Consider the following 18,387-nt stretch of genomic DNA (forward strand, 5'->3'; position numbering starts at 1 on the left):
CGAGTCGATCAGGGCGGTGGGGTCACTCCTCGGGCGGCAGGTCGGCCACCCCGACGGCCAGGAGGACCCGGCCGTCGGCCACCGACCCGATCCGGTCGGCCGGTACGTAGACCGCGCCGGTGCGGGTCAGGTCGGTCGAGACCTTCAGGTAGCCGCTGTGCAGCAGCCGCGCCGCCAGATCGGCCGGGACGTCCGGTTCCTCGACCGCAGTCGCCTCGATCAGCTCGTCCAGGCTGCTGCCCGGGTCGGCGGTCGATGTCTGGACGGTCACCGCGTTCGGGTCACCCCGCTGGACGAGGTCCACGGTCCCGACCTCGGTGCCAGCTGAGTCGATCACCGGCATCCCAGTGGTGATCCGCGAGATGGTCGCCTGCTGCTCGTCCTGCTGGTCCATCCCGCTGCGGTTCCCAGGGCGGCTCGCCGCTAAACGCCGCCGCCGGTCCGCCGACTCAGCAACTGCGGCAGCACCTGGAGGCGGCGGGCCTGGAGGCGGCGGCCCGTGCGCGGCGTTCCGCCCACTCAGCCGTTCGGGAGGGTCCAGCCGCCGGGCGGGCGGGGGGACAGCTCCCGCCAGGTGTCCGGGCCGTCGAGCAGCGCCCGGACGGTGTCCTCGGCTTCGTCCGCACTGCCGTACTCGTAGAAACGGGAGATGCCCTCGGCGCCGCCGGCCCGCTGCTCGACGTGCCACCGATCGGCGTCCACCCGCAGGAAGACGTCCCGCCGGGCCAGCCGCCCCCACTTCCCGTTCCACCAGTGCTTTCGCTGCTCCATGGCGGGACTCTATCGAACACACGTACGAGAAGGTGCGGCCCCTGCGGGAATCCCACAGGGGCCGATGTGCATCCGTTCGGGTCAGCGCTGCGTCGGCGGCTCGGGACGGCGGCCCAGCACGTCGTCCAGCGCCCCGCGCTGCTGACCCGGGGTGGTGTGGCCGGCGGAGACCAGGGCGTCCCGGATCTCGGTGAGCAGCTTGACCTCCTCGCTCGGCGCCGCCGGCGGCGGCTCCTCACCCCGCTGCCGACGCTCGGCAAGCTTGTTCATGGGGAACACCACGAAGAAGTAGAGCACCGCGGCGGTGAGCACGAACGTGATCAGGGCGTTGATGAAAGCCGCCCAGTCGAAGATCTGCCCGTTGAGCGTCCACTTCCCGGCGGTGAGGCCGCTGCCCCCACCGATTGCCTTGATCAGTGGTTCGAGGAACGACTTGGTGAGTTGGGTGACCACGCCCGTGAAAGCGGCGCCGATGACGATACCGACCGCCAGGTCGACGACGTTGCCGCGCATGATGAAGTCTTTGAAGCCCTTGAGCATTCGTACTCCCGAGGTGTCCGCTTTTCTGTCGGGCACAACCTATGCCCGTTCGGCGGGTTCCAGAAAAGCGCCGGCTTCGAGCGCCGCCCGGCCGGGATCGCCGGCCCGGATCGCCTCGACCAACCGGGTGTGGTCGACGTAGCGCTCGGGGGTGAGCGCCCCACCCATGGCCTGGGCGACAGTGCTGCGCAGGGCGGTGCCCACCGAGGCGTACAGCTCGGCGAGCATGGTGTTGTGCGCGGCGGCGACCACCGCCGTGTGCAGTGCCGCGTCGGCCTCGACGAACGCGTCGACCCGGCCGCCGTGCCAGGCGGCCTCGCGCTGGGCGAGCGCGCCGTCGAGCGCCGCCAGGTCCTCCGGTGTACGCCTCAGCGCGGCGAGCCGGGCGGCCTCCACCTCGAAGGCGCGGCGTACCTCGATGACCTCGGTCATCCGGTCGTCGCCGAGCCGGCGGGCGACCACCGGTGCCAGTTCGTCGGTGGACACCACGTAGGTGCCGGAGCCCTGCCGGCACTCCAGCACCCCGGCGTGCACCAGGGCGCGGACGGCCTCGCGGACCGTGTTGCGCCCGACGCCCAGCGCGGCGACCAGTTGTGGCTCGGTGGGGATGCGCCCGCCGACGGGCCATTCGCCGCCGAGGATCCGGGCGCGGAGTTGCTCGGTGGTCTGCCGGACCCGGTGGCCGCGGGGCGGCACGGCGGGCTGGCCGCGGGGCGGCACCGGCGGCGCGGAGGGGAAATCAACCGACGGTGGCACTGGTTACATCACCGGTCCCAAATTCATCCCATGATTGTAGGTTAGAGGTCATGACCCCGCCACCAACCGCCGCCCCGGCGCTGCCCGCCCCCGCCACCGTCGACCCTCGCCCCACGCGGGACCCCGGTGCCGGCCGGCGGACGCACCCGGCGACCGGTGGCGCGCTGGTGCTGGTCGGGATGCTGCTGGTCGCGCTCAACCTGCGTGCCGTGGTGACCAGCCTCGGCGCACTGCTCGACGAGGTCCGCGACGGGCTGGGCCTCTCCGGCGTCACCGCCGGTCTGGTCACCACCCTGCCGACCATCGCGTTCGCCGGCCTCGGCGCGCTCACCCCATGGCTGGTCCGCCGGGTGGCACCGGCCCGGGTGCTGGTGGTCGCCATGCTCGCCCTCGCCGTCGGCCAGGTGCTCCGGGTCGCCACCGACTCGGCCTTGATCTTCGTGCTCACCAGCGCGCTGGCGCTGTCCGGCATCGCGGTCGCCAACATCCTGCTGCCGATGCTCGTCAAGCAGCACTTCCCGCACCGCACCGGCCTGGTCACCGGGGCGTACACGATGGCGTTGACCGTGGGCACGACGGTGGCCGCCGCCTCCGCGGTGCCGATCGCGCACGCCTTCGGGTCATGGCGGGCCGGGCTCGGCGTCTGGGCCGCGATGGCCGCGGTGGCCGTACTCCCGTGGGTGCCGCTGGCGCTGCGGGCCCGCGCCGCGGCGCGGCGGGCGACTCCGACGGCGGTCGTCGCCACACCGGTGCGGGTCCGGCCGGCGCGGACCCGGCTCGGCTGGGCGATGGCCGTCTACTTCGGGGCGCAGTCGCTCAGTGGGTACGCGATCATGGGCTGGCTGGCCCAGCTGTTCCGCGACGCCGGTTACCAGCCGGAGTCGGCCGGGCTGCTGCTCGCCGGGGTGACCGCGCTCGGCGTGCCGATCGCGCTGCTGATGCCCACCCTGGCCGGTCGACTCGGCAGCCTGCGGCCGCTGGTGCTCGGGCTGACCACCGCGTCGGCGCTGGCCTACCTGGGGTTGGCGCTCGCACCGCACGGTGCCGCGCTGCTCTGGGTCGCCCTGCTGGCGATCGGTCAGGGAGCGTTCCCGATGATCCTGACCGCCATCGGCCTACGCGCCCGCACCGCCGAGGGCACTGTCGCGCTCTCCGCGTTCGCGCAGAGCACCGGGTACGTGATCGCCGCCCTCGGCCCGCTGATGGTCGGCATCCTCTACGAGGCCACCGGCGGTTGGACCGCGCCGATCGGGTTCCTGCTGGGCGCCCTCGCCGTGCAGACGACGGCGGGCATGGCGATCGCTCGTCCCCGTTACGTCGAGGACGAGTGACGCACGCGGACGGTCAGGAGGAAGCCGGCGTCGATTCGCCGGCGACTGCCTCATCCACCGTCGGGTAGGTGTGCAGCACCTCGACCAGCCCGCTCACCTCAAGGATGCGCAGCACGCCGCGCTGCGGGGCGGCCAGCCGGACCACGCCGCCAGCCTCGTCACAGCTGTTCTTGGCGCGGACGAAGACCGACAGACCGGTCGAGTCGCAGAACGAGACGTCCGCCAGGTCGAACACCAGCCGGTTGCGGCCCTTGTCGAGCAGGTCGGTGATCTGGTCCTGTAGCTGCGGTGCAGTGGCCATGTCCAGCTCGCCCGCGACCGCCACGACGACCACGTCGCCGCGTTGTTCCGTGTGCACCGTCAACGACATTCGCCAGACCTCCTGTTATCGGGGGAACGGTATCCCACGACCATGGTCGGAGGTAGAACGGGAGCCGGGATCCGGTGGCCATCGTCATTCCGTTGCTACGGGGCAAGTAGTTGGTCAGACCCCGGTGATAGAGTCCGCCCGGTCCAGGTCAAGGGGGTTCGAAATGGCGTTGAGCACCGAAGAAAGTGGTCGGCTCGCCGCGCTGCTCAGCGGGCAGGACGAACGGGTCACAACTCGGTGGACCGAGATCGTCACCAGTTCGTTGCGAGGCCGGCTGAGCCAGGCGGAGCTGCGCCGACAGGTCCAGGACCTGCACGGTGCCATCGTCGCCACCAGCGAGCAGGGCACCATCGACCTGTCCGCCGACAGCGCCGCCGAACTGCGCGCCGCGCTCTCCGAGCTGTCCCGTGGCCGGGCCCGGCAGGGCTTCTCCGCCACCGAGACCACGGTCAGCGTCTTCGCGCTGAAGGACGTGCTGGCCGAGCTGGTGCAGGAGGCCGGCGGCCCGAACGCGCTGCACGACTACGTCGCCTTCTCGAAGCTGGTCGACGAGATGGGCCTGTTCACCTTCGAGAGCTTCGTCCGCACCCGGGAGAGTCTGATCGCCGATCAGGCCGAGCAACTGCTCGAGCTCTCCACGCCGGTGGTCAAGCTCTGGGAGGGCGTCGTCGCCGTGCCGCTGGTCGGCACCCTCGACTCGGCCCGGGCCCAGGTCGTCATGGAGCGGCTGCTCCAGACCCTGGTCGACACCGGCTCGCCGTACGCGATCATCGACATCACCGGCGTACCGGCGGTGGACACCCAGGTCGCCCAGCACATCCTGAAGACCGTGGTGGCCGCCCGCCTGATGGGCGCCGACTGCATCATCTCCGGCATCCGCCCGCAGATCGCGCAGACCATCGTGGCGCTCGGCATCGAGTTCGGCGACATCGCCACCAAGGCGAGCCTCGCCGACGCGCTGCGCCACGTGCTGCGACTCACCGGGGTGGAGACCGCCCGCCGCCAGCCGCGTCGGGCCGTCTGATGGAACGCGTACCGATCCTCAAGATCGGCGACATCCTGCTCGTCTCCATCCAGCTCGACATGTCCGACCAGACGGCGGTCCAGCTCCAGGAGGACCTGGCCGAGCGGATCGTGGACACCGGCTGCCACGGCGTCATCATCGACATCACCGCACTGGACATCGTCGACTCCTTCGTCGGGCGAATGCTCTCCACCATCGCGTCGATCTCCAAGGTGCTCGACGCGGAGACGGTGGTGGTCGGAATGCGTCCAGCCGTCGCCATCACCCTTGTCGAACTGGGGCTGTCGCTGAACGGCATCCGTACCGCGCTGAACGTGGAACGCGGCATGGAACTGATCGCGGCGGCCCACGCCGACGAGCTCGACTACCAGCTCGACGACGATCCGGACGCCGAGACGGCCACGCCGTGACCGCGGGCATCGACCTGGGCCAGCCACAGGCGCAGTCGGTCCGGAGCGATGAGGACGTGGTGCGCGTCCGGCAGCTGGTTCGCGCCGTGGCGGTTGCCGTCAAGCTGTCCCTCGTCGACCAGACCAAGGTGGTCACCGCGGCGAGCGAGTTGGCCCGCAACACCCTGGTGTACGGCGGCGGCGGTTCGGTCGAGGTGACGGTCGTGGACAACGGCCGACGCAAGGGCGTGCAGATCGTGTTCGCCGACTCCGGGCCGGGCATCGCCGACCTCGACCTGGCGATGACCGACGGCTACACCAGCGGCGGCGGCCTCGGCCTCGGGCTCAGTGGGTCGCGACGCCTGGTCGACGAGTTCCAGATCGAGACGTCAACGGAGAGCGGCACGCGGATCACGGTCACCAAGTGGTCCAGGTGAACGGCGACCCGGTCACCGACAGTGGCATCTGGTTCCGGGTGGAGGCCAGCAGCGCGGCGAGCGCCGTCCGGCGGGCCGCCGAGCGCCTCGGCGCACAGGTGGAGATGGGTGCGGCGCGCATCGCCGACCTGGCCATCGTCGCCGCCGAGCTGACCAGCAACCTGGTCAAGCACGCCGACGAGGGTGTGCTGCTGCTCCGGCCGGTGCGCCGTGCCGGGCAGGCCGGCGTGGAGCTGATCGCCATCGACTCCGGGCCCGGCATGGCCGACCTGACCGTCTCCACCCGCGACGGACACTCCACCACTGGCACGCTCGGCATCGGCCTGGGTGCCATCGTCCGGCAGGCCAGTTGGTTCGACGGATACTCGCTGCCGGGTAAGGGCACCGTCCTCGCCGTGCAGGTCTGGCCGGCCGAGGCGGCTCGGCCGTCCTGGGCCGGTGCTCTCACCCGACCGCTGACCGGCGAGACGATCAGCGGCGACGGCTACGCGGTGCGGGTAGCCGACGGGCGGCACCAGGTGCTGGTGAGCGACGGGTTGGGGCACGGCCCGCTGGCCGGGGCCGCCACCGACGCGGCGCTGGCCGCGTTCCGCGACGCCCCCGCCGGCCCACCGGCGACGGTGGTCGGTCACCTGCACCGGAGCATGTCGCACACCCGGGGCGCCGCGCTCGCGGTCGCTGAGCTGGCGCCGACGGCCGGTGTCCTGCACTACGCCGGCCTGGGCAACATCTCCGGCGTGGTCGTCGAGGGTGACGGCCACCGCCGGGGGCTGGTGTCGCTGCCCGGCATCGCCGGCCACCAACGGCCGACGATCCGGGAGTACGACTACCCGTTCGGTCCCGGTGCCCGGCTGGTGATGCACAGCGACGGGGTGGTCGACCGGTGGCGGATGGCCGACTACCCGGGCCTGGCGGAGCGGTCCCCGCTGGTCATGGCGGCGACCCTGCTGCGTGACGCCGGTGTGCGACGTGACGACGCCTGCGTACTGGTCGCGAGGTCGTGGGCATGAGCGCGGAGCCGGCCGCGCTGCCGCTGCTCCAGATGGCGCTGCGGGTCGAGCAGGACATCTTCGTGATCCGTCAGCGGGGGCGCGAGGTGGCCACGGTGGTCGGCCTGGAACACCAGGACCAGGTGCGGATCGCCACCGCGCTCAGCGAGGTCGCCCGGGACCTGCTGCGGATGACCGGCGGTGCGGACGTCTCGTTCCACGTCGACGCGGGTGCCGACGGCCGGTTCCACCTGCGCGCCGACCTGGCCCCGGTTACCCCACTCCCGGACGGCCGCTACCAGCCGCAGTCCGGCGCGGTGTCCCGACTGGTCGACACACTGAGCGTGTCGACCGTCGAGGGGGTTACGGTCGTACGGATGTCCCGACGAGTCCCGGCCAACGCGCCGACACCGACGCCGGAGCGGCTCGCCGAGTTCCGTACTGAACTCGGCCGCACCGCGCCGGGCAGTGCGCTGGACGAGTTGACTGTGCAGAACGGGCAGCTCATCGCCGCACTCGACGAGGTTCGCAGTCAGCGTGACGAGCTGGCCGTGCTGAACGAGGAGCTGGCCGAGACCAACCGCGGCGTGCTGGCGCTCTACAACCAGCTCACCGAGGAGTTGGAGGAGACCAACCGGGGCGTCGTCGCCCTCTACGCCGAGTTGGACGAGAAGTCGGCCCAGCTCCGTGCGGCGAGTGAGTCGAAGAGCCGGTTCCTGGCCAACGTGAGCCACGAGCTGCGTGCCCCGGTCACCGCGATCATCGGCCTGGGGCGGCTGCTCACCGACTCCGCCTCCGACCCGCTCACCGACGAGCAGGGCCGCCAGGTTGATCTGATCCGCTCCTCGGCGGCGGACCTGCTCAACCTGGTCAACGAACTCCTCGACCTGGCCAAGGCGGAGTCCGGGCGGATCGAGCCGGAGCTGGCCGAGGTCGACCTGCGGCCCGTCTTCGGTCAACTGCGCGGCACCCTGCGCGCGCTGGCCACCCGCCCGGAGGTGGAGCTGGTCGTGGAGGAGCCCAGCGGGCCGGCCCTGCTGCGCACCGACGAGGTACTGCTCGGTCAGGTGCTGCGCAACCTGCTGCACAACGGGTTGAAGTTCACCGAGCGCGGCGAGGTGCGGCTGCGGGCCAGCCAACACGGCGACCGTTGGCAGTTCGAGGTCAGTGACACCGGGCCGGGCATCGCTCCCGAGCTGCACGACCGGATCTTCGAGGAGTTCTACCAGATCCCCGGCGCCACCCGGGTCGGCGGCACCGGCCTCGGTCTGCCGTACGCCCGGCGGTTGGTGACGCTGCTCGGCGGGTCACTGGAGCTGACCAGCGCGCGGGGCGAAGGCAGCACGTTCACCGTCTCCCTGCCCACAGGCGGGGCGTGACGGCGTGGACGGCATGCCGACAACCATCCTGGTGGTCGACGACAGTCGTACCAAGCGATACCTGCTGGTCAGCTGGCTTACCCGGGCCGGCTTCACCGTGCTGGAGGCCCAGAACGGCGCCGAGGCGTTGGCCCGGGTCGAGGTGGACCGGATCGACCTGGTGGTCCTCGACGTCCGCCTGCCCGACCTGAGCGGCTACGAGGTCTGCGAACAGATCAAGGCGCGGCACCCGGCGATGCCGGTCATTCACGTGTCGGCGCACGCCGTGGACGTGGCCGACCGCGCCCAGGGGCTGACCCGGGGCGCGGACGCGTACCTCACCGAGCCGATCGAGCCCGAGGAGCTGATCGCCACCACGCGGGCGGTGCTGCGCTACTACCAGGCCCGGCAGCGCGCCGAACTGCTCGCCGAGCGGCTGCTCGGGTTGGCCGACACGACCGTCGCGGTGCACGCGGCGCCGACCTTCGCGCGTCTGCTGGAGGCCGCCGCCGAGGGAGCCGCCCAGATCTTCAAGAGCCCGGCGGCGGTGATCGCCGAAACCTTCGACGGGGACTGTCTCGCCGGCGTCTGCGCCGGTCCCGGCGCGGTGGCCGCCGTGGTGCCGTGGGTCGTCGACGACACCGGCGTGCCCACCGGTGCCACCGTGCGGGTGGAGGCCCCGGCGAACTGGGCGCTCGTCGAATGGCCGGCGGACGACACGGTGACCGTCGCCGCCGCCCGACTGCGCGAGGACCGGGCCCCGCTGTACGTGGTGGTTCCGACCGCCACCCAGACCGCGCGGACCCCGGTGCTCAAGCAGCTGGCTCAGGCGGTGGCGGCGGCCGTGGAGGGGCAGCGCTCCTTCGACGAGGAGCACCGGATCGCGGTCACCCTCCAACGCAGCCTGCTCCCGCGTGGGCTGCCCACAGTGGCCGGCCTCGATCTCGCGGTGCGCTACGAGCCGGCCAGCGCGCAGACCGAGGTGGGCGGCGACTTCTACGAGCTGGTGATGCTCGACGGGCATCTGCTGCTCGCGATCGGGGACGTCGCCGGCCACTCGCTGCACGCGGCGACCGTGATGGCCGAGCTGCGGCACGCGGTGCGGGCGTACGCGGTCGAGGGCCACCAGCCCGGCGAGATCCTGCACCGGGTCAACGAGCTGATGCGGACCCTGCTGCCGAACGAGGTGGCGACGCTCTGCGTACTGCTGATGCACCCGCCGACCGGGCGGGTCCGGCTGGCCAGTGCCGGGCACCTTCCACCGCTGCTGATCATGGACGGCAAGGTCGAGTTCGTGCAGCACTCCGCGCCGCTGCTCGGCATCCGCGCCCCGCGCCCGGCCGACCTGGAGTTCGTGGTGCCGGCCGGGGCCACGCTGGTCTTCTACACCGACGGGCTGATCGAGCGACGGGACGCCACCATCGACGAGGGACTGGCCGCGCTGGCCGGGGTCGCCGCGACCGTCGACGGTGACCTGGACCAGTTCTGCGCCCGGCTGCTGGTGGAACTGGCTCCACCGGAGATCCAGGACGACGTCGCCGTGGTCGTTCTGCGGCGCCGCTGATCTGTCAGCTGTTTCGGCCGCTCAGCGCACCGAGCGGGCGTACGCGGCGGGGGACACCCCGGCCACGGCGGTGAAGTCACGGACCAGGTGGGCCTGGTCGCTGTAGCCGAGGTCGGCGGCGAGGTCAGCCCAGCTCAGTGGGCCACCGGCGGCCTGTTCGACCGCCTCCTGGAGCCGGTAGCGGCGGATCACCCACTTCGGCCCGACCCCCACGTACTCCACGAAGAGCCGCTGCAACCGGCGGACCGGAACATCGTGCCGCGCGGCGAAGTCGTCGACGCGCAGCACCATCCGGTCGGTACGGATCGCCTCGGCCAGTCGGACGGCCTCCTCGGCCATCGGGTCCGGCTCCGGCTGCCAGGCAGTGAGGAGGGTGTCCAGCGCCCGGCAGCGCTCGTCGTCGCTGGCAGACGAGGTGGGTGCCACCGGGGATGCGCCCGCGCCCACCGGGACGTCCGGGTGGGTCAGCCGGCCGGCGGGCAGCGGCACCCTGCGGCCGGTCAGCTCACTGACCGCGCGCCGCCAGAACGGGTGGAAGCCGCCGGGACGGAACTGCACCCCGGACACCCGGCCGGTGCCGTTGAGCGTGATCCGGAACAGGTCGCGGCCCACCCCGGCCACCTCGCCGGACTCGGGCCCGTCGTCGTCCCGTCGGAACACCACGTTCACCGCCGGGTGCGGCACGACCCGCTGCTCGAACGGCGCGCTCAACACCCAGTCGATCAACCAGTAGTGCTCGACCCACGGGCGCAGCGACTCCGCCGGCAGGTGTCGACGGAAGCGCATCTCGCGCAGCAGACGCCCGGGGTCGAGAATTCCCCGGCTGTCGCCACGCGGTCGCTGTCGCATTTGTTCAAGACCACCCTCATACGCTGGCCCTATGTCCACTCAGACTAGCGAGCTGCTGGCGGCCGCCGCGCCGCGAACCGTCGATGTCGTGCGGGGTATCTCCGACGACCAACTGGACCTGCCCACGCCGTGCCAGGACTACCTGGTCCGTGATCTGCTCAATCACCTCTTCCAGGTGGTGGTCAACTTTCAGGACCTGGCCGAGAAGCGGCAGGTGGAGTGGGCCGAGAAGCCCGACCACCTGGGCGACGGCTGGCGGGACCGCTTCGAGGCGGAGACCGGCCGGTTGGTCGCCGCCTGGTCGGATCCGTCCACCCTGGAGGGCGTGTCGCCGGGCATGGGCATGCCGCAGTCTGTCATCGGCGGCATGGCCCTGCTGGACCTGACCGTGCACGGCTGGGACCTCGCGGTCGCCACCGGCCAGCCGTACCACCCGGCCCCGGAGGCGGTGGCCGAGCTGCACGGGCTGGTGGAGCAGTTGGGCCCCACCGCCCGCAAGATGGGCGTCTTCGCCGATCCCCTACCCACCCCAACCCCCGACCTGGCGCCCGACCTGGCCCACCTCCTGACCCAAACCGGCCGCACCCCCACCTGGCCCCAAACCCCCTAACCCCACCCACCCCCGGCCCCCACCCCCGCCCTCGGTGATCAAGAAGTTTGCGTCAGATTCCGGCGTGCTGGTGACGCAACTTCTTGATCAACCAGATGGGAGTGGGGTGGGTGTGGGGGTGGGTTGTTGACTTGGGTATTCGCTGGGTGAATAGTGAGTGGGGTGTCTACGCCGCATGTTCTGCTCGGGTTGCTCGCTGGGGGCAGCCGGCACGGGTATGAGCTGAAGCGTGCGCACGACGAGCGGCTGCCACGGGCTCGGCCGCTGGCCTTCGGGCAGGTCTACGCCACTCTCGGCCGCCTCGAACGCGACGGCCTGGTGGCTGCCGCCGGGCAGGATCGGGTGGGCGGGCCGGATCGCACGGCGTACGCGCTGACCGACCAGGGGCGGGACACGCTGGATCAATGGCTGTCCACCGTGGAAGCACCCATGCCGTACGTGGCCAGCACGCTCTTCGCCAAGGTCGTGGTGGCGCTGCTGGTCGCCGACGCCGATCGGGCCCGGTCGTACCTGATCGCCCAGCGGGCCGCGCACACCGCACGGCTGCGTGAGCTGACCGTGGTCAAGGCCGACCCGACCGCCACCCTCAGCGACGTGGTCGCGGCCGATTTCGCGATCGCCCATCTCGACGCGGATCTGCGGTGGCTGCACGCCACGCTGAGCCGGGTCGCCGACTGGCACCGGGAGGTGCATCCGTGACGCAACTTCAGGCTCGCGGCGTGGTTCGGGCGTACGGCCCGACGCCCGCGCTGCGCGGCGTGACGCTCGAGGTGGCCGAGGGCGAGATCGTCGCCGTCACCGGGCCGAGTGGCTGCGGCAAGTCGACCCTGCTGCACTGCCTGGCTGGGATCCTCCGGCCGGACGCCGGCGAGGTCACCTGGCGCGGGCACCGCATCGACACCTGGTCGGAGGCGGCTCGGTCGCGGCTGCGGCGCACCGAGTTCGGGGTGCTGTTCCAGTTCGGTCAGCTGGTGGCCGAGTTGACCGCGGCCGAGAACGTCGCCCTGCCCCTGCTCCTCGCCGGCACGGGGCGGCGAGAGGCACGGACGGCGGCGCTCACCTGGCTGGAGCGGTTCGGGGTGGCCGAGGTGGCCGACGTGCGGCCGGGTGAGATGTCCGGGGGGCAGCAGCAACGCTGCGCCACGGCGCGGGCGCTGGTGACCGAGCCATCGGTGCTCTTCGCCGATGAGCCGACCGGCGCACTGGACACGCTCACCGGCGAGCAGGTCCTCACCCAGCTGGTCCGGCTCGCCCGCGAGCAGCGCACCGCCGTCGTGCTGGTCACCCACGAGCCGCGGATCGCCGCGTACGCCGATCGGGAGATCGTGCTGCGGGACGGCCTGGTGGACCACACCGGCCTGGGGCTCGACGTGCCGCTGGCCGGCGGCGCCCGGTGAGGCCGACGACGCTGCTCCGCCTCGCGCTCGCCGGCACCCGCACCGACACCGCCCGGGTGGTGCTCACCGCGCTCAGCGCCCTGCTGGCGACCCTGGCCGGGCTCGCGGCGCTCACCGTATGGGCCATTCCGACCCCAGCGGCGACGGTGGAGAACCAGGACAGGTGGTCGGAGCAGTACCACAACGCGCTGTTGGTGCAGCCCGGGTTGCGAGGTGGCACGGCATTCGCGCTGCTGATGCTGATGGTCCCGGTGCTGGCGCTGGCCGGTCAGTGTGCCCGGCTCGGCGCGCCGGCACGGGACCGCCGGTTGGCAGCGCTCCGATTGGCCGGCGCCACTCCCGGGCAGGTCACCCGGCTGGTGGTGCTGGAGACCGGCGTGGCCGCTCTGCTCGGTACGCTCGTCGGGCTGGGTGTCTATCTGGTCGGCCGCGATCTGCTGCACCGCCCGGACGCGCAAGGCCAACTGGCCCTGCCCACCGACGTGCTGCCGTCGACCGGCGCGCTGGCTGGGGTGGTGCTCGGTCTGCCGGTCGTGGCGGCGCTGGCCACAGCCCTCATGCTGCGTACGGTCACCACCAGCCCGCTCGGGGTGAGCCGCAAGGCCGCCCGCGAGCGTGGCCCGGGTCCGTGGGCGGGGCTCCTGATCGGGTTCGGCGTGGCCTCGTTCGCGGTGATCCGCCCGGTGGTCTACCAGTTCGCCGACGACGGGGAGTTGATGGCCTGGCTGGTGCCGGCGTTGTTCGCTGTGGGCGCGCTCGCGGCGATGATCGGGGTGGTGATCGGCACCGGCTGGCTGTCGTACCACTGCGGGCGGTTGCTTCGTCGGCACGCCCGCGGCCCGGCTGCCCTGCTCGCGGCGGGCCGGCTGATGGCCGACCCGTGGGCGGGCAGCCGGACCTTGGCGGCGCTGCTCGCCGCCCTGATCTTCGGCGGGGGCGCCGCCGCCCAGCGGGCCTACTTCGGGACCAAGGACCAGCTCGAGCAGGAGCAGAACCGGTTCGCCGGGTTGGATGGTGGCACCGACCCCTTCTATCTGTCCACGATGAATTACGTCGATGGAGCGATAGCCGTGGCCATCCTGATCGCGACGGGCGGGCTGATCGTCGCGCTGGTCGAGGGGATCGTCGCCCGTCGACGCGCCTACGCCGCGTTGGTCGCCACCGGGGTGCCCCGCGCCACGCTGAGCCGTTCGGTGGCCTGGCAGGCGTTGGCGCCGGCCGTGCCGGCGATCCTGCTCGCGCTCACAGTGGGCACGCTGCTCGGCCGAGGGCTTGCCGCGCGGGAGGTGTCAGGAGGCGGCGGGATGGCGACGATCTGCGAGGCCACTGTGGCGCTCTGTGAGGACCCTGCCACCAGCGCACAGTACAACCGACTCGTGCACATCCCCGAGGTGCAGCGAGCCGTTCCCGTACCTCTGGAGCACCTGGCGTGGCTCGGCGCCGGCGCGTTGGCCGCGGTGCTGGTGACGATCGGTGTCGGCCTGCTGTTCCTGCGCGCCAGCACCGCCCTGGATGAGCTGCGGACGACCTGAACCGAGCTGCCTCCGCCGGCCCGCATGATCCGCTCGGCCAGGTCAGGCGGCGAGCAGGCCGGAGGACAGTGCGATCAGGGTGCCGACCACAGCCGAACAGCAGCAGACCAGCAGGCCGGCGACCACCGCGAGGATCAGCCAGACCCGGCGGTCCCGCGCCACCGTCGCCACGCTCGGTCGGCGCACGTCATCGGCGGCGTCGCCGTCACTATCCGTAGCCCCGGTCACCCCGGAAGTCTAGGCCGGGGTCTCCGCTGCGACCGAGAAAGGCCAGGCCGTGCGGCGCGGGAGGCCCGCGCATACGCGACCCGACGCATGATCGCGCCCGATCATGGAAGTAGTGGTCTCCCCGAGCCGTCGAGGGGACTACTCCCACCATCGAGCGCGATCATGACGACCGACGGTCAGGCGCGGCCGATGCGGTCCAGGATCCAGGCGTTGATGAACGCCTCCTCGCGCCAGGAGTCGTAGCGACCGCTCGGGCCGCCGTGCCCGGCACCCATCTCGGTCTTCAGCAGGTAGTCACCGCTCGGGGCCACCGCCCGCAGCCGGGCGATCCACTTCGCCGGCTCCGAGTAGAGCACCCGGGTGTCGTTGAGGCTGGTCACCGCGAGGATCGCGGGATAGTCCACGGCGGCCACGTTCTCGTACGGCGTGTAGGACTTCATGTACGCGTACACCTCGGGGTCGTCGAGGGGATTGCCCCACTCCTCCCACTCGGTGACGGTCAGCGGCAGCGACGGGTCGAGGATCGACGTGAGCGCGTCCACGAACGGCACCTGCGCCACGATCCCGGTGAACGCGTCCGGCGCGAGGTTGGCCACCGCGCCCATCAGCAGGCCACCGGCCGAGGCGCCCCGGGCGACCAGTCGGTCGCTGGCCGTCCAGCCGGCCTTGACGAGGTGCTGGGCGCACGCCACGAAGTCGGTGAAGGTGTTCTTCTTGGCCAGCAACTTGCCCTGGTCGTACCACCGTCGGCCCAGCTCACCGCCGCCCCGGATGTGCGCCACCGCGAAGACCACGCCCCGGTCCAGCAGGGACAGCCGGGCCACCGAGAACCACGGGTCCATGCTCGCCTCGTACGAGCCGTAGCCGTACAGCTCGCAGGGCGCCGAGCCGTCCCTTGGGGTGCCCACCCGGCAGACCAGTGAGATCGGCACCCGGGTGCCGTCGTCGGCGAGCGCCCAGTCGCGGTGCTGCTCGTACTCGGCCGGGTCGTACGGTCGTCCGTCCGGCCCGGGCAGCACGGGCTTCTGCTTGAGCAGCACCATCTGCCGGGTGACCAGGTCGTAGTCGTACACCGAGTCGGGGGTGATCAGCGAGGAGTAGCGCAACCGGACCTGGCCGGTGCGGTACTCCGGGTTGGCGTCCAACCCGACGCTGTACAGCGGCTCGGGGAAGTCGATGTCGTACCCGTCGTCACTGCCCACCGGCAGCACCCGCAGCCCGGTGAGCCCGTCGGTGCGCAGCGACACCACCAGATGGTTGGCGAAGGCGTCGACGGCCTCCAGCCGGGTGCCGGGGGTGTGCTCGATCAGCGGCACCCAGTCGCCCGGTACGTCCGCCGAGGTGAACGCCAGCGCGAAGTCCTCCGCGCCGTCGTTGTGCAGGATCAGGAAGCGGTGGCCGTGGTGCTCCACCGTGTATTCGACGCCCTGTCGGCGGAGGGCGATCACGGCCGGCGCGCCCGTCGGGTTGCTGGCGGGGATCACCAGCACCTCACTGGTCACCTTGCTGTGCACGTCGACGAGGATGAACTTCTCCGACCGGGTCAGCTCCACCCCCACCCAGAACCGCTCGTCGTCCTCCTGGTGGACCACCACGTCGTCGGCGGCGGCGGAGCCGATGGTGTGCCGCCAGACCCGGTTCGGCCGCCAGGCGTCGTCCACAGTCACGTAGAACAGCACCGAGGCGTCGGCCGACCAGGCGGTGCCGTAGAACGTGTCCGGCACCTCGTCCGGCAGCAGTTCGCCGGTGGTCAGGTCCTTCACCCGCAGGGTGAACCGCTCGTCACCGGAGAAGTCGGTGGAGTAGGCCAGCCAGCGACCGTCCGGGCTGACGTCGAACGCGCCGAGCGAGAAGAAGTCGTGCCCCTCGGCCAGCAGGTTGCCGTCGAGCAGCACCTCCTCGCCGTCGAGTGGGGCGCCGTCCGCGCTGACCGGCGGGTCGGTTTCACCGTCGCGGACCGCCCGGCGGCACTGCACTCCGTACTGTTGCCCCTCGACCGTCCGGGTGTAGTACCAGTGCCCGCCCTTGCGGGTCGGCACGGACAGGTCGGTTTCCTGGGTGCGTCGGCGAGTCTCCTCGAACAGGTCGGCGCGCAGGTCGGCCAGGTGTGCCGTACGCGCGTCGGTGTACTCGTTCTCGGCGGTCAGGTAGGCGATCGTCTCCGGGTCGTCCTTGGCGGCGAGCCAGGCGTACTCGTCGACGACGGTGTCGCCGTGGTGGGTGCGCTCGCTGGGCACCCGCTTCGCCGCGGGCGGGGCAGTCTCGGTGGTCACGGCGGCCACGTTACCGGCCGGCAGCCGCAGCGCGCCGGACCAGCGGCATCCCGATGCTCGCCACCACGGCTTTCGAACACATGTACGATGGCCGGCATGGCGGCAGCAGCAAGTTCCCTCGGCCGGTCCGGAGCCCTCGAGATCACCCGGCGGTTGGCGGCGATCTGCGGTCCACCGTTCTCCCGGCTGGCCGGGCCGGCCGACGAGGTGGCGGGGCGACCGGCGCGCTGGGTGGCCGTTCCCGGCGGCCCGCACGCCGCTGCCGAGGTGCTGCGGTTGGCCGCCGTGCACGACCTGGCGGTGGTGCCCCGAGGCGCGGGCACGAAGATCGACTGGGGTGCCGCCCCCGTTCAGGTCGACATCCTGCTCGACACCGGCCGGCTGGCCGGCATCGGTCACGAGCCGGTCGACTCGCTGGTGACCGACGTGGGTGCCGGCACTCCACTGCGGGCGGTGCAGGCCACCCTTGAGCGCACCGGGCAGCGGCTCGCGATGGACGCCCCCTCACCCGGCGCGACCCTGGGTGGCGTGCTCGCCGCCGGCGAGGCCGGTCCGCTGCGCCACCGCCACGGCAGCCCCTGCGACCAACTGCTCGGTGTGCGTTACCTCGCCGCCGACGGCGAGTTGATCAGCGTCGGCGGTGGCGCGCCCGGGCTCGACCTGGCCCGCCTGCTCTGCGGCTCCCAGGGCGCGCTCGGCGTGCTGGTGTCGGCGAGCCTGCGGGTGCAGCCGGTGCCGGCGAGCAGGCTCTGGGTGTCCCGCCCGGTGTGGACGCCGTTGGAGGTGCACGACCTGGTCCGGACGATCCTCGCCGCTCGACTGGAGCCGTCGGCCATCGAGCTGGACCTGCCCGGGGGCACCCCCCGCCCACGTACGCCGTACCCGCCCGGTCACCCGGCGGCCACCGCCCGGGAGCGTCACCCGTCGATGTCCGGTCGGGCCGGCGCCCCGTCCCGGGCCGGCAGCCTGGTGGTGCTGCTGGAGGGCGGCCCCGCCGACGTCACCGAGCGTGCCGAGCGGCTGGTCGGCCTGCTGCACGGGGAGGCGACGATCGCCCACTCCGCGCCGACGTGGTGGCGCCGCTACCCGTTCGCGCCCGGTGACACGGCGCTGCGCCTGGAAGTGCCGATCGGCGACCTGCACGCCGCCGTCTACGCGCTACGCGACGCGGCCGGAGCTCCGGTGCCGGTGCGCGGGTCCGCCGGGCTGGGCGTGGTGCACGCGGCGCTGCCCGGGGCGCTGGCAGCCGATCGGGTGGCGTCCATTCTGGCCGCTGTCCGAGGGGTGCTGCTGGCCCGGCAGGGCCGCTGCGTGGTGGTCTCCGCTCCGGCGGCGGTCCGCCAGGCGGTCGACCTCTGGGGCGAGCTGGCCGGCCTGGCTCAGTTGCGGGCCGCGAAGCGGCACCTGGATCCGGAGCACCGGCTCGCGCCCGGGCGGCTCCCCGGCGGCCTGTGAGGCCGGGCGGCCGTCTGAGCCCGTCGGCCGAAGGCGCTCGGCTGGGTCAGTCCAGCCACCACCGCTGCATGTCCAGCAGCGGCGGGGTGAAGCGGGCCACCAGCACCAGCAGGCCGCCTACCGCGCCGGCCAGCAGCAGTGACCGGGTCGCCCGGGGCAGGGCCGCACGCTCCCGGGCGGCCAGCGCCACCGCGACGATCGCCAACGGCAGCCCGAGCACCGCACCCACCACGTAGAGCATCCCCACCACGGCATAGAGCCAGAGGAACGGGTTCAGCCCAGCCATCCCGAACGGGATCATGTCCTTCGGGTCGTACGCGCCGGTCAGCATCTCGGCCTGGCCGACGCCGGCCGTCGTCATCCGACCGATGTAGAGCAGCAGCACGGCGAGGAATGCGCCGATGGTCGCGAGCTGCGCGACGATCAGAGTCCGGACCGCCGGCCGGGAGTACGACGTGACCTGCGCAACGCTCGTCATGACCGTCAATCTACCGAGCGGACCCGATATCCGGGG

Annotated in this window: 21 protein-coding genes; 12 read left to right on the forward strand and 9 right to left on the reverse strand. The window is 72.2% G+C overall.

Translation table 11 applies throughout. The features are described 5' to 3' along the window. Window positions 1-22: 22 nt before the first annotated feature. From ACQRWP_RS29560 to ACQRWP_RS29575, 4 genes are all read right to left on the reverse strand, one after another. Entirely contained in the window at window positions 23-394 is a 372-nt protein-coding gene (locus ACQRWP_RS29560) for a hypothetical protein (protein WP_347664732.1), read from the reverse strand. A 125-nt stretch (window positions 395-519) separates the two neighbouring features. Beyond that, window positions 520-771 (reverse strand): hypothetical protein, encoded by a 252-nt coding sequence (locus ACQRWP_RS29565; RefSeq protein WP_238678688.1) that lies wholly within the window; start codon window positions 769-771, stop codon window positions 520-522. Window positions 772-852: 81 nt separating this feature from the next. Continuing rightward, on the reverse strand, window positions 853-1,311 hold the full coding sequence (gene mscL / locus ACQRWP_RS29570) for a large conductance mechanosensitive channel protein MscL (RefSeq protein WP_430499445.1): 459 nt from the start codon (window positions 1,309-1,311) through the stop codon (window positions 853-855). A 39-nt stretch (window positions 1,312-1,350) separates the two neighbouring features. Further along, window positions 1,351-2,067 carry a FadR/GntR family transcriptional regulator gene (locus ACQRWP_RS29575; protein ID WP_430499447.1) on the reverse strand — a complete coding sequence of 239 codons (717 nt, stop codon included), beginning with the start codon at window positions 2,065-2,067 and terminating at the stop codon, window positions 1,351-1,353. A gap of 179 nt (window positions 2,068-2,246) precedes the next feature. Between ACQRWP_RS29575 and ACQRWP_RS29580 the strand changes: the two genes are divergently transcribed. Next, window positions 2,247-3,398: an MFS transporter gene (locus ACQRWP_RS29580; RefSeq protein ID WP_430503328.1), complete on the forward strand. Its 1,152-nt coding sequence runs from the start codon at window positions 2,247-2,249 to the stop codon at window positions 3,396-3,398. Window positions 3,399-3,411: 13 nt separating this feature from the next. Here ACQRWP_RS29580 and ACQRWP_RS29585 read toward each other — a convergent pair whose 3' ends face one another. Continuing rightward, window positions 3,412-3,768, reverse strand: a complete 357-nt coding sequence (locus ACQRWP_RS29585; protein WP_091395791.1) for an STAS domain-containing protein — start codon at window positions 3,766-3,768, stop codon at window positions 3,412-3,414. A 163-nt stretch (window positions 3,769-3,931) separates the two neighbouring features. On the opposite strand from ACQRWP_RS29585, the gene ACQRWP_RS29590 reads away from it, so the two are divergent. The 6 genes from ACQRWP_RS29590 to ACQRWP_RS29615 are packed head-to-tail and all read left to right on the forward strand — an operon-like array spanning window position 3,932 to window position 9,529. Next, window positions 3,932-4,792, forward strand: coding sequence for an STAS domain-containing protein (locus ACQRWP_RS29590; RefSeq protein WP_430499449.1), 861 nt, complete (start codon window positions 3,932-3,934; stop codon window positions 4,790-4,792). Next, the gene (locus ACQRWP_RS29595; protein WP_355029225.1) at window positions 4,792-5,202 is read left to right on the forward strand and encodes an STAS domain-containing protein; all 411 of its coding nucleotides are present in this window, start codon (window positions 4,792-4,794) and stop codon (window positions 5,200-5,202) included. Before ACQRWP_RS29590 ends, ACQRWP_RS29595 begins: the two co-directional genes overlap by 1 nt. Next, window positions 5,199-5,618, forward strand: a complete 420-nt coding sequence (locus ACQRWP_RS29600) for an anti-sigma regulatory factor (protein WP_430499451.1) — start codon at window positions 5,199-5,201, stop codon at window positions 5,616-5,618. Before ACQRWP_RS29595 ends, ACQRWP_RS29600 begins: the two co-directional genes overlap by 4 nt. Next, the gene (locus ACQRWP_RS29605) at window positions 5,615-6,628 is read left to right on the forward strand and encodes a SpoIIE family protein phosphatase (RefSeq protein WP_430503329.1); all 1,014 of its coding nucleotides are present in this window, start codon (window positions 5,615-5,617) and stop codon (window positions 6,626-6,628) included. The genes ACQRWP_RS29600 and ACQRWP_RS29605 overlap by 4 nt, the downstream gene beginning before the upstream one ends. Then, a complete protein-coding gene (locus ACQRWP_RS29610; RefSeq protein ID WP_430499453.1) occupies window positions 6,625-7,986 on the forward strand; it encodes a sensor histidine kinase in 1,362 nt (453 codons plus the stop codon). Before ACQRWP_RS29605 ends, ACQRWP_RS29610 begins: the two co-directional genes overlap by 4 nt. Window positions 7,987-7,999: 13 nt before the next feature. After that, window positions 8,000-9,529 (forward strand): SpoIIE family protein phosphatase, encoded by a 1,530-nt coding sequence (locus tag ACQRWP_RS29615; protein WP_430499455.1) that lies wholly within the window; start codon window positions 8,000-8,002, stop codon window positions 9,527-9,529. A 21-nt stretch (window positions 9,530-9,550) separates the two neighbouring features. On the opposite strand, the gene ACQRWP_RS29620 is transcribed toward ACQRWP_RS29615, so the two are convergent. Continuing rightward, window positions 9,551-10,378 carry an AraC family transcriptional regulator gene (locus ACQRWP_RS29620; protein WP_430499456.1) on the reverse strand — a complete coding sequence of 276 codons (828 nt, stop codon included), beginning with the start codon at window positions 10,376-10,378 and terminating at the stop codon, window positions 9,551-9,553. A 31-nt stretch (window positions 10,379-10,409) separates the two neighbouring features. Between ACQRWP_RS29620 and ACQRWP_RS29625 the strand changes: the two genes are divergently transcribed. The 4 genes from ACQRWP_RS29625 (at window position 10,410) to ACQRWP_RS29640 (ending at window position 13,917) form a co-directional block, all read left to right on the forward strand. Continuing rightward, window positions 10,410-10,988 (forward strand): TIGR03086 family metal-binding protein, encoded by a 579-nt coding sequence (locus ACQRWP_RS29625; RefSeq protein ID WP_430499458.1) that lies wholly within the window; start codon window positions 10,410-10,412, stop codon window positions 10,986-10,988. A gap of 162 nt (window positions 10,989-11,150) precedes the next feature. Continuing rightward, a complete protein-coding gene (locus tag ACQRWP_RS29630) occupies window positions 11,151-11,687 on the forward strand; it encodes a PadR family transcriptional regulator (protein ID WP_430499460.1) in 537 nt (178 codons plus the stop codon). Beyond that, window positions 11,684-12,385: an ABC transporter ATP-binding protein gene (locus ACQRWP_RS29635; RefSeq protein WP_430499463.1), complete on the forward strand. Its 702-nt coding sequence runs from the start codon at window positions 11,684-11,686 to the stop codon at window positions 12,383-12,385. The genes ACQRWP_RS29630 and ACQRWP_RS29635 overlap by 4 nt, the downstream gene beginning before the upstream one ends. Then, on the forward strand, window positions 12,382-13,917 hold the full coding sequence (locus ACQRWP_RS29640; protein ID WP_430499465.1) for an FtsX-like permease family protein: 1,536 nt from the start codon (window positions 12,382-12,384) through the stop codon (window positions 13,915-13,917). Before ACQRWP_RS29635 ends, ACQRWP_RS29640 begins: the two co-directional genes overlap by 4 nt. A 42-nt stretch (window positions 13,918-13,959) precedes the next feature. Here the strand turns inward: ACQRWP_RS29640 and ACQRWP_RS29645 are convergent, their stop codons facing one another. Both ACQRWP_RS29645 and ACQRWP_RS29650 read right to left on the reverse strand, forming a co-directional pair. Beyond that, entirely contained in the window at window positions 13,960-14,145 is a 186-nt protein-coding gene (locus ACQRWP_RS29645; RefSeq protein WP_430499466.1) for a hypothetical protein, read from the reverse strand. A gap of 176 nt (window positions 14,146-14,321) precedes the next feature. Further along, entirely contained in the window at window positions 14,322-16,418 is a 2,097-nt protein-coding gene (locus ACQRWP_RS29650) for a S9 family peptidase (protein ID WP_430499468.1), read from the reverse strand. A 96-nt stretch (window positions 16,419-16,514) separates the two neighbouring features. On the opposite strand from ACQRWP_RS29650, the gene ACQRWP_RS29655 reads away from it, so the two are divergent. Further along, window positions 16,515-17,873: an FAD-binding oxidoreductase gene (locus ACQRWP_RS29655; protein WP_410819862.1), complete on the forward strand. Its 1,359-nt coding sequence runs from the start codon at window positions 16,515-16,517 to the stop codon at window positions 17,871-17,873. A 46-nt stretch (window positions 17,874-17,919) separates the two neighbouring features. On the opposite strand, the gene ACQRWP_RS29660 is transcribed toward ACQRWP_RS29655, so the two are convergent. Continuing rightward, entirely contained in the window at window positions 17,920-18,351 is a 432-nt protein-coding gene (locus ACQRWP_RS29660) for a hypothetical protein (RefSeq protein ID WP_430499470.1), read from the reverse strand. Window positions 18,352-18,387 lie beyond the last annotated feature (36 nt).

This window comes from Micromonospora trifolii (assembly GCF_050516465.1).
Classification (GTDB): Bacteria; Actinomycetota; Actinomycetes; order Mycobacteriales; family Micromonosporaceae; genus Micromonospora; species Micromonospora trifolii.

Bases quoted from the DNA above. Each gene is read 5' to 3' on its own strand.
- ACQRWP_RS29560 (WP_347664732.1), bottom strand. From the start codon at position 394: ATGGACCAGCAGGACGAGCAGCAGGCGACCATCTCGCGGATCACCACT.
- ACQRWP_RS29565 (WP_238678688.1), bottom strand. From the start codon at position 771: ATGGAGCAGCGAAAGCACTGGTGGAACGGGAAGTGGGGGCGGCTGGCC.
- mscL (WP_430499445.1), bottom strand. From the start codon at position 1,311: ATGCTCAAGGGCTTCAAAGACTTCATCATGCGCGGCAACGTCGTCGAC.
- ACQRWP_RS29580 (WP_430503328.1), top strand. From the start codon at position 2,247: ATGCTGCTGGTCGCGCTCAACCTGCGTGCCGTGGTGACCAGCCTCGGC.
- ACQRWP_RS29585 (WP_091395791.1), bottom strand. From the start codon at position 3,768: ATGTCGTTGACGGTGCACACGGAACAACGCGGCGACGTGGTCGTCGTG.
- ACQRWP_RS29590 (WP_430499449.1), top strand. From the start codon at position 3,932: ATGGCGTTGAGCACCGAAGAAAGTGGTCGGCTCGCCGCGCTGCTCAGC.
- ACQRWP_RS29595 (WP_355029225.1), top strand. From the start codon at position 4,792: ATGGAACGCGTACCGATCCTCAAGATCGGCGACATCCTGCTCGTCTCC.
- ACQRWP_RS29610 (WP_430499453.1), top strand. From the start codon at position 6,625: ATGAGCGCGGAGCCGGCCGCGCTGCCGCTGCTCCAGATGGCGCTGCGG.
- ACQRWP_RS29615 (WP_430499455.1), top strand. From the start codon at position 8,000: ATGCCGACAACCATCCTGGTGGTCGACGACAGTCGTACCAAGCGATAC.
- ACQRWP_RS29620 (WP_430499456.1), bottom strand. From the start codon at position 10,378: ATGCGACAGCGACCGCGTGGCGACAGCCGGGGAATTCTCGACCCCGGG.
- ACQRWP_RS29625 (WP_430499458.1), top strand. From the start codon at position 10,410: ATGTCCACTCAGACTAGCGAGCTGCTGGCGGCCGCCGCGCCGCGAACC.
- ACQRWP_RS29655 (WP_410819862.1), top strand. From the start codon at position 16,515: ATGGCGGCAGCAGCAAGTTCCCTCGGCCGGTCCGGAGCCCTCGAGATC.
- ACQRWP_RS29660 (WP_430499470.1), bottom strand. From the start codon at position 18,351: ATGACGAGCGTTGCGCAGGTCACGTCGTACTCCCGGCCGGCGGTCCGG.